Annotated in this window: 5 protein-coding genes; 4 read left to right on the plus strand and 1 reads right to left on the minus strand. The window is 54.0% G+C overall.

The window, feature by feature from the left end; translation table 11 throughout:
• Positions 1-11: 11 nt before the first annotated feature.
• Positions 12-566, minus strand: coding sequence for a hypothetical protein (locus BM317_RS25270; protein WP_092170094.1), 555 nt, complete (start codon positions 564-566; stop codon positions 12-14).
• Between the two features lie 210 nt (positions 567-776).
• Here BM317_RS25270 and BM317_RS25275 point away from each other — a divergent pair, with 210 nt between their 5' ends.
• The 4 genes from BM317_RS25275 to BM317_RS25290 form a co-directional block, all read left to right on the plus strand.
• Complete coding sequence (locus BM317_RS25275; RefSeq protein ID WP_092476689.1) at positions 777-2,246, plus strand: hypothetical protein; 1,470 nt, start codon at positions 777-779, stop codon at positions 2,244-2,246.
• 42 nt (positions 2,247-2,288) lie between these two features.
• Positions 2,289-4,976 carry a fibronectin type III domain-containing protein gene (locus tag BM317_RS25280; protein ID WP_139197869.1) on the plus strand — a complete coding sequence of 896 codons (2,688 nt, stop codon included), beginning with the start codon at positions 2,289-2,291 and terminating at the stop codon, positions 4,974-4,976.
• A 59-nt stretch (positions 4,977-5,035) separates the two neighbouring features.
• Positions 5,036-7,441: a hypothetical protein gene (locus BM317_RS25285; RefSeq protein ID WP_092476691.1), complete on the plus strand. Its 2,406-nt coding sequence runs from the start codon at positions 5,036-5,038 to the stop codon at positions 7,439-7,441.
• Positions 7,442-7,522: 81 nt separating this feature from the next.
• A partial coding sequence (locus BM317_RS25290) for a hypothetical protein (protein WP_092170111.1) occupies positions 7,523-10,032 on the plus strand: 2,510 nt, incomplete at its 3' end.

The raw sequence follows: 10,032 nt of genomic DNA on the forward strand, positions 1-10,032 counted from the left end.
AAGTGTTTGGATTAGTTAGCGGGTTGTGAGCGTTCGATGTAGACGCAACTGAGGCGCTCGTTGAGGTTCTTACTGGCTAGATCAGAACCTACAAAAACGCCGTCGGCTTCAACGCGCAAATTCTTCCCGCCGATCAGCTCTCCCGGGCGCAGGGTTCGCAATGAGTCGATGGACTGTGTCACGGCGCTGTGAGGAGTCCAGTCAGTGGGTTGCTTGACGGTCTTCAACAGGAAGAAAAAATTACTCGGGACTTTTCCATTAGAGCAGGACTCATTTTCAAAGAACTGAATCAATGTTGCCGAGGGCACATTTTCCAGCCAGAAAGTTGAAACCATATTATTTTCACAGTATTGATTCGGTCGGCTGAAATCCGCTGTCAGGGTTGTTTCAGGGATTGCCAGAATGCACTTTTCTTCGCCTTTGTCATTATTAAAGTGAATGCTCCCGAAAGCATTTTTTGTGGTATTACCCCGGTCGGGTGCCACGCACGAAATAGTGCCGAGAGCACTGACACTGATAAGCGTCATCCAGGCACAAGTTCTCAACATCGATTTAAGCGAGTTCATGGTCGGATACCTCTCTTTAAATTGACCGAGGCTGTTTAGAAGGGGCGGCTGCACAGTTACCTTCTGGTCGAATCTAGCACTCACAAGAACCTTTGGAACCTAGTAGTTCTGCTAGTACCCAGCCAGATTGGCCAAGCGTATAAATAAAAAAACTCAGGTATTAGCACGGGCAATTGTCCGGCTATCGGCATTGATTTGAAGGGTGGCAATATGACTACAAGCCATATCAAAGACGGAAAAAAAAGGCCGACCAAACCTCGTCAGGATGGCCTGCTACCCGCGCCGCAAATCAAGGAATCCCACGACCAGCACCTGGATGCCGACAAGATCGATGGCAGCATGACCCTCGCGGTCGTGCCCTATCCCGGCATGGCCAACGGTGATGTGGTCCGCTTGTTCTGGGTGGGGACCCGTGCCGATGGGATCGCTGGCCCTCCGGTCAATCTGCCAGCCAAGACCTTGAGCGATAGTGATACCGACCCGAGCAACAACCCCGGCTCGGTGCTGACCTGGACCGTGTTGAAATCTAATGCCGCGGCGGTGCGCGGCGGCACTATCGCCCTGCGCTATCAGGTCGATTACGCGTCCCCCTCGCAGCCCGATGACGAATCGGTGGAACGCACGATCCTGGTCACGCCACCCAGCACACCCGAACTGCCAGCGGCGACTGTCAAGGACCTGACCGGCAGCGTGATCAATCCCATCCAGTTCCCCGAAGGGATCCGGGTGGTGGTGGCGCCTTACCCGGGGATCCTCGCGGGTGACGATTTGCTGGTCTACGGCACACGCACCGGGTTGGGCAGTGGGCAGAACAAAAACACGGTCCAGTATTTGCGCATCGACCAGGCGATGATCGACAGCGGCCGGATCGAGGTGCCGATGCCGCTTCAGTGGCTGCTCGACAATCAGGGCGGCGCCGTCAGCCTGCGCTACCAGTATGCCCGTGACGATGCCGCCGGATCCGGCGAAACCCTGGAACTGACGATTCGCGAACCGCTGGTATTGCCGACACCCACGGTCGACAACAGCGTGGTCACCGAGGGCCGTGACGAGTTGAACCCGATCACCGCCATCAATGGTGCCTTCATCAGCATCCCGCCGAGCGCGACCATCGGTGACGATGACTCGGTCATCGCCCATTGGAAAGGCTTCGGGGCCGAGGGCTCGTATGACGCGGTGGATCCTGCCCAGACCAATCCATTGAAATTCATGGTGCCTTCGACGGCCTTACCGCCAAACTTCGGCAAGACGGTGGAAGTGACGTATAGCGTCTCCGGCCAGGAGGCCCAGCCCCCGTTGCAGTTGTTCGTGCGTGAGCTGACCAGTCATCCGGCGATTACCTGCGAAGGCGCCCAGGTCGGCTCGCCGGCGACCCTGAGATTGTCCGCTATTCCCCCCGGCGGTGCGTTGTTGAGCCTGGGGCTCTGGTCGTTCATTTCAACGGCCCAAAGCGTGCGCCTGTGGTTGACCTCCAGCGCCATTGCCGAGCGCGACATCATTGCCGTGCGCCAGGTCCTGCCCGCCGAGACGACTTCGGGGGTCACGGCGCGCCTGACGACCACGCACCTGGCGGGAATCCCGGTTAATTCACTGTTCACTCTGCGTGCGAGCGTCAGTTTCGATGGCGGGCACTCGACTGTGGTGTTCAAGAATCCGCTGCAGTTGAAGTTATTGGATTGATTACCCATCCGTGCTCTTCATGGGCACAGGGACGATTGAATCATGAGCAAAATGTCGTTGACGAGTCTGATCGCCAAAATGCATGGCAGGACCTTGACCTGCGGGTGGGATGCGTTGGTGCTTTACGATCAACGCAAGACCAATGAGTTGTTGATGCAGCTGTATATCGAGCGGGTCAATAGCGAAAATGGCTATATCGAGCCCATGTCAATGGTCGCCCCTTGGGGCGAGGATGCCTACAAGGAATATATACATGACCTTAAGCTGAGCGCACCTCGCCTGTCGTTTGAAAATGCCGATCCCAAATTGGCGGCCAAGGCGCGGCTGACCATGGACATGATCGGTGGCATGATCGTCAGCGCCAAGAAGCCTCCTGGCGGGCCTTTTTACATATCGAAGTTACTCAAGATATTACCCGTCGGTGGTCCGCAACTGTGGATGGACCAACCCGTGACCAAGGCTGTGGTCAATGGGCTTGGGGATGTGCTGATCGACTTGGCGAAAGCCGATAACTTCAACGCAAACTTTGTGCTTGGCAAGCTTTCGATGGAAGAGGTCGGCAGTCGTTTCCAGTATTATTTTGAGGAGAATATTCCCGCCGAGATGAAGGTGTTTCCCCTCGGTCGTCTGGATGGCCAACTGAATGGCGTATTGACCCCGCAAAACTTTGAAGTGAGGTTGACCAAGTCCACTCCCACGGCCGTGATGGGCGACGAGCGATACGGCGAGGGCGCGGTGATGCTGTTTATTACTTTGAAGGGGGGACGCGATAGCAGCCGTTTTCCTGACGCGCAGGCGCCTTATTTGATACCGGCGGACGGCGGTGCCGCAAAATATACCGGCACTCTGATTTTGTCGAGCAAGGTCTTTGCTGAGTCAATTTTAAAACCTGCTCTGGAAAATTCCATCGGGAAAGACTTGGTATTGGCGGTTGTCAGTCAAGGCCAGGATTCTGCTTCAATGCCGCAGGCGATCTCTGGTGGAAGTAACATTGGTTTTGATACGGCGACGTATCCCTATTGGAGTGCGTCAAATCAAAACATTGGTTTTATCAACAGCAAGCTGGAGCCGTTTGCTTATCAGTTCAAATGGTTGCCCGCCGTTCCCAGTGGCTTGAATGTTTTTTATGGTGCAAAGGGGAACGTTTATATTCAGTGGCTCGGTTCCGTTTCAGGGCAATGTAAGGTACCTGCCAGAAACCCAACGTATAACTTTGGCTATCAGTGCAGTCATACGCTGGAGATAGCGCTTGAAGCCGGTATAGATCCGGTAAGCAGTCACGTGGAGTTGGGCAATCCAGTCGCTGAGGTACTACGTATCCAGACCACGTTCAACGGGAGTGCCGGCCACTATTGGAATCAGGACGGTGAGTCCGAGACCAGAAGGCATATCGACGAAAGAGTCCGCTCGGTTATTGTCGGTGTGGTCGATAAAATCCAAATACCGTCAATCGACACCTTTACGCTGAGAAACCTTTTGTTTCCGGGGCACAACGCGCTCCATTTGACCAAGGCTTATGTTCCCGGCGACCTTGCCCTGTTTGGTGAAATCGACCCGCTACGCACCAGTGCGAAACTTTCTCCGCTCAACTCGACCGTTGAAGCTGGCAGCGGGTTTCAATTCGACCTGACCCCGATGCCGAGCAATGTGACCTGGTCGGCGCGGGATATCGATGGCCGGGTGTCGCTGCCGGAGGTCATCAGTGCGAGCGGATACTTTACCGCGCCATCCCAAAGCCAAATGCCCGAGGGCTTTCTCGCCATTGTGGTGACCGCGCGGGGCATGTTGGACGGAGCACCGGTGCAAAGCTCGGCGTTGGTTTCGGTGTTGGGCAGCATGGTCTTGACCAACCCTCTTTACGACAGCTGTGATCCGGGAGAAACGAAACAATTGACTGCCGAGTCCCTGGAAGGTGGCGCCCTGGAATGGAATATCCTGACGCCGCAATGGGGCTCAAGCTTGACCCCGGTATCGGGTGAACCGACCAAAAGAACCTATACGGCTGGCGGCAGTTCGGACCGCTATACACCGTTTTCCCTGGACAAGATCGAAGTCAGGCAAACGTCCAACGGCCAGGTGGGCTATATCCATATCCTGATTCAAAACCAGGCGGTCACCACGCCATTGCGAATTTCCGAGGCGAGCGACCCTGACAATGGCACGGTGCAGTTTGAACTGCGCGGCACGCCTGGCCCGGTCGACCCCTCCTGGGTGACCTGGAAATTGCTCGGTGGGCCGGGCACTTTCGATGAAAGTACAGGGTTTTATCGTGAACCGGCCTCCGTCGCGCCGGGCAGCTTTATCGTCGTGTCGGGTATGGTCCCCGACGAGTTCCAGGACATGCTCGCTGTTGCCGCGATCCCATTGCCGCTGAGCAAATATGTGGAATTGCTTGAAATCCTGAATGAGACGGTCCCGCCTGTAGATTCCTCTCTTCCGATTCCCGGAAACTTTCGCTTGGAACACAATAATTACTATCCAATCCAGTTTCAGTGGAATGCATCGAGTAATGCGGTCAAGTACAGGCTTTACCGATGGTGGGTACCGATCGCCGATATTACCGGTACCGAATATACCTCCAATGTTCAAGGGTATAACCGCTTTCATCTGCGTGCAGTCGATGCTGCCGGAAATTTATCCGAGCGAACGCATTACGTATATTTTTATCCGCCGGGCTATTTGTCCAACGAATCGGATGAGGCTATGTCAAGCGGCAAAGAGGATAAGTAAGCGGTTGGTCATGTAAATGGCTTAAAAATATTGCTGACGACGGACCGGAGTGACGAGTCATGAGTAAATTGACGTTAACGCAATTGATCAATCAGATGCAAGGCAAGTCCTTTACCAAAGGCTGGGACGCAGTGACGCTCTATGATCAACGCAAGACCAATGAGCTGCTTTTTCAACTGTATGTCGAAAGATTCAACAGTGAAGATGGTTATATTGAGCCAATCACCATGGACGCCCCTTGGGGAGATGGTACTTATGTAGAGCACATCTACGGGCTGAAATTAGGCGCGCCGCGTTTGTCTTTCGAAAACTCCAGTTCGGACTCGCCAGCCAAGACGCGCCTGACCATGGACATGATCGGCGGCATGATTGTCAGTACGAAAAAATACTCGGGAGGGCGGCTTTTTGTTTCCAGGATGCTGAAGGTGATGCCGGTAGGCGGCCCGCAGTTATGGATGGATCAACCGGTGACCAAGGTAAGGGTTTCCGGCCTGGGTGACGTACTGATCGATTTACGCGACGCTGACAATTTTAAAGCGAATTTTGTGGTTGGTAGTCTTGCGATGGCCGCCGTGGGTGAGCGTTTTGAAGAATACATCAAAGCGTTGGGTCCTAAATTGACATGGTTTTCCATAGGGCGCCTTGAAGGTATCGAGAACGGGATTCTGACTCCGCAGAACTTCGAAATCCGGACCATGAAATCCGATCCGAATGCTTTGTTTGGTGACGCGCAGTATGGCGATGGGGCAGTGATGCTATTCATTACCCTCAGGGGAGGGCAGGACGGCCCCGAATATTATACTTCCGAAGACCCCTATATGATTCCGGCTGACGAGGGAGGTAAGCGGTTTACTGGAGCGATGTTGCTGTCGAGCCGCGTTCTTGCGGACAAGATACTGAAGCCAGCACTCGAGGCTTCCATCGGGAAGGGGTTGCAGCTGAGAGTGGCGGATTCAGGTCGGGATATGGCTTCTACGTTGGAAGCTACGGCTGGTGGGGCAGATATAGGTTTTGCGACGGCGATGTACCAATATTGGTATGCACCCAGTCAAGGCTACGCTTGGGCTAATAGTAGGTTGGACCCGTTTGCTTACGTCTTTAGGAAAGTCGACGGCATATTAACGGGTTTAACAACGAATTATGCCACCCCAGGCGGCTTCGCAATCGACTGGAAAGGTATCGTGGCAGGACGCTGCAAGGTGCCTGCGGATAACCCAAGTCATGATTTTGATTATAGTTGTAATTATCATGTCGGGCTGAAACTTGAAGTTGTATTGGATGCCGAAACGAATTATGTGGAGCTAGGCAATCCACAAGTTTTACATGCGGAGGCGGATACCACGTTTGGGGGAACTCCTGGCTATTTCTGGAACATGGAAGGTGAGGAAGATACAAAGCGTCATATCAGGGATAGAGTCACGTCCACCATTTCTGATGTGGTTAAAAAGGTTGAAATTCCGTCCATTGACACTTTCCTGCTCAGGAACCTCCTGTTTCCCGGTCATAACGCCCTGCACTTGACCGAAGCCTTTAATCCCGGTGACCTCGCGGTGTTTGGCGATATAGATCCGCTGCGTACTACAGTGGTCCTTTCGCCGGCAAATTCAACGATCGAGGCGACCTACGGGTTTCAGTTCGCCTTGAGCCCAACGCCGGACAATGTCACCTGGGCGGTGCGCGACATTGATGGGCAGGTCGACATGTCGCAATTGATCAGTCCAAGTGGTTACTTCACCGCTCCGCAAGCAAACCAGTTACCTGACGGCTTCCTTGCTGTAGTGGTGACGGCCGAAGGAACCCTGAATGGGACGGCGTTCAAAAGCTCTTCACTGGTCACGATTCTTGCCAGCGCGATTGTCGCCAATCCGATATACGACGCTGGCGACCCGGGTGATAAGACTACGTTTACTGCCCAATCAGTGAATGGCGGAACCCTTGAGTGGATCAATCTCACCCCTCAATGGGGGTCAAGTCTGGAACCGGTGGATGATAAGCCCAACGAGCGGAGATACACCGCAGGGCCGGGTAGCAGCGATCCGAACGTTGCGTTTTACGTGGACAGGTTCGAGATCAAGCAAACTGTCAACGGGGTGACGACATCCGCCTACATCCATTATCTGATCACCAAGCTCGGCGTCACCACGCCCATGTGGATTTCCGAGGCAAGCGATCCCTCCACCGGTACCGTGCAATTCGAACTCCGGGACAGGGACGGTAATCCGGTCGATCCGTCCAGGGTGACCTGGAAACTGCTCGCCGGAGCGGGAACCTTTGACGATCAGACCGCGATGTATCAGCAACCGGCATTCGTTCCACCCGGCAGCCTTGTGGTGGTCACGGGGATGGTTCCGGGAATGCTCCAGGACACTCATGCCCTCGCTGCCGTTCCCCTACCGCTTGATCGATACGTGGAACTGATTGGCAGCGTGGGGAATACGCTCAAGTCCGATTGGGAATCTGAATGACATCCATATAAGTGCCGCACTGATCGGTACTTGTTGCCCTGTTTTATACACAGTCGATTTATATCGCTGAAGGCAAAAGCCATGACTACTTATTCGTTAAGTGCACTCACTGACAAAATGAGAGGCAAGTCGGTCACACTCGGTTGGGATGCCCTGGTATTCATGAATCGAGCCAAGGTCAACAGTTTGCTGGAGCAGCAATATATTACCCGCTTTAATCGCGAAAGCTTCCTCAAGCGTATCTTTGGCGCACCGCCCATGACGCCGGATAGCAGCGAATACCTGGAGATGAGTGGGTTGATCCTTAGCCATCCGCGCTTGAGCTTTGAAAAAGCCTCGCTGCGTGATTCCCGGGCCACTGCCACCATGGATATCGTCGCAGGCACTGTCTCCTATATACGCAAGGGCACAGGCCAAGTTCCCGGTGCGATTCTTTACAGCTATGTAGTCACTGTTAATCAGGGTTATACCTTGACCATGGATATCGACCTGGCCGCCAGCCGCGGTACGGTCAACGAACAGGGCAGGGTTATTGTTGATATTGGTACTGGTTATAACTGCCGTTGCAATCTGGTTACAGAGGACCGCGCCCAGGAAACCCTGGGGAATTTTTTCAAAGAGCTGTTTCTCGAACAGAAACCTGAAGACAGAATATATGAGCTGGGGATGCTTGATTTACGCGATGTCGATCTTCTGGCGCCGCGTTCCTTCCTGATCCGCACCATGGCTACGGACGAGGGCAAGAATCGGAATTCCGACGATTACGGTGAAGGGGCCGTGGTGTTATTTGTCAGGACCAAGGGCAATCCGAATGAAGGTGGCGACCCTAATGAACTTGCAGTGGATTATTTGATTCCCAATGATCGGCATCCGACGACGGGTAAGGCGATGTACTCGGGCTCGTTGGTGTTGGCCAGCCGGGTGGTGTTTGACTGGTATGTGCAGGATGCTGTTGAAAAGCATATAGACGCGAACTTAAGGCTAAGGTCGTCAGAGTCAAACCATGTGGCTCGCACATTAACTGCGGTTGCAGGGGGGTACAATATTCCGGGGTTTAGGTTCGTGTGGGCCAAGAAGATTGGCTCAGAGGTTAGCTTAAGTAATCGTGGCCCTATTTTTTTTGGCCTGGCTGATCCCAATCCAGAAAATTCACTTCAGATAACTTCGAATGAATCTTCGTTCCTTGAGTTGTCTCTCCAGGGCGGGCGATTGTTGCCATTCCATTTGCGTAAATGGCTGTGGTTGCATCCAACCGTCAATATTTATTGGGACGCTATAGCCACAGCTCGTGTGCAACTTGAATTTGTACCGGTATTGTCGGATTTAAATTATGTGAGGTTCGAGCAATCATCCGACTCGGTCATCGAGTTTCATGGGGATTGGGATCCAGAGGGTAAACTGAGTAACTTTCCTCCCTACCTTGAATTACCTGAAAAGTTGGAAGCAGCGTTAACACCTCCATTTCTGGAGATTATGAAAGCGTTCCACACTTTGGACTTGCCCGGTCTCAATGTCTTAGCCATCAGTAACTTGCTATTTCCCGAGCGCAATGCCCTGCAACTGACCGAGGCCCGATTGCCGGGCGACCTGCTGATGGTTGGGCAAATCGATCCAAAAGAAACCACGTTCACCCTTGATCCCTTGTTGCCGGTAGTGAAGGCGGGCGATTCGCAGACGTTCACGATTCGGCAACTGAGTCATCGGACTTCGAATGTCATCTGGAGCGTGCGCAGTGTCGACGGCAGTCGTGCGCTGGGGACCATCGATAACGGTGAATATGTGGCCCCCGATGTTCACCTGCTCGATGGCAGCGCCATACGCAACGTAGTCACCGCCAGCTACACCGATCCGGACACTGGTAAGGACGTCACGGCCTCGGCCTTGGTAGTGGTCGTGCTGACCAGTGTCGTAGTAACGCCTTCGATGTCGCTGATCCCTATGAGTGATCGCCGCGACGTGCGGCTCAAAGCAACTTCATTGGGCGCCGGACCATTCCGCTGGACACCGCGCAGCAATGTCGGTTCGCTGCAGGTCAATGGCGCCGAGGCGATCTATACGCCGCCGTCTTCGGATCTGCAGGATGGCACATTGGAGGCGGTGTTGATCGATGTCGAGGACACCAGCACCGGGGAGAAAGCCGTGGCTACGGTGCTTCTGCGTCAGGGCAACTTCGCGTTGAATCTGTCACCGGCCCTGCATCCTGGCTTACGGCCCAACGGTACCGCCCTGTTGAGACTGCCAGGTTCTCAGCGCCCCGAGCAGTTCACATGGGAAGTCGTGGCCGGGGAGGGCAGTATCAATGGGCAAACCGGGTTATTCACCGCGCCCTCGACGATTACGCTGCCTTACAGCGTGGTGAAAATCAGTGTTTCCGAAGAGTTTTTCGATCACTTTGGCTACAGCATCATTCACTTGTCCGAGCATGCCCGACAGTCGCAATGGCACGCCCTGGATACCTTCGATTTCGAAGTCAGCACCTATCCTCCAACGGTGTATGCCAATGGCTTGCAACAGGCCAAGGTGATGGTGCGGGTTCAGCCTGCTGGCGATGGAGAGTTGTCGGAGAGTGAAATCGAGAGCATCAAGCTGGT

Source organism: Pseudomonas sp. NFACC24-1, from assembly GCF_900115235.1.
GTDB lineage: Bacteria > Pseudomonadota > Gammaproteobacteria > Pseudomonadales > Pseudomonadaceae > Aquipseudomonas > Aquipseudomonas fluorescens_AA.

What these genes read in the sequence shown, in the direction of transcription:
- BM317_RS25270 (WP_092170094.1), bottom strand. Translation starts at nt 566, where the DNA reads ATGAACTCGCTTAAATCGATGTTGAGAACTTGTGCCTGGATGACGCTT.
- BM317_RS25275 (WP_092476689.1), top strand. Translation starts at nt 777, where the DNA reads ATGACTACAAGCCATATCAAAGACGGAAAAAAAAGGCCGACCAAACCT.
- BM317_RS25280 (WP_139197869.1), top strand. Translation starts at nt 2,289, where the DNA reads ATGAGCAAAATGTCGTTGACGAGTCTGATCGCCAAAATGCATGGCAGG.
- BM317_RS25285 (WP_092476691.1), top strand. Translation starts at nt 5,036, where the DNA reads ATGAGTAAATTGACGTTAACGCAATTGATCAATCAGATGCAAGGCAAG.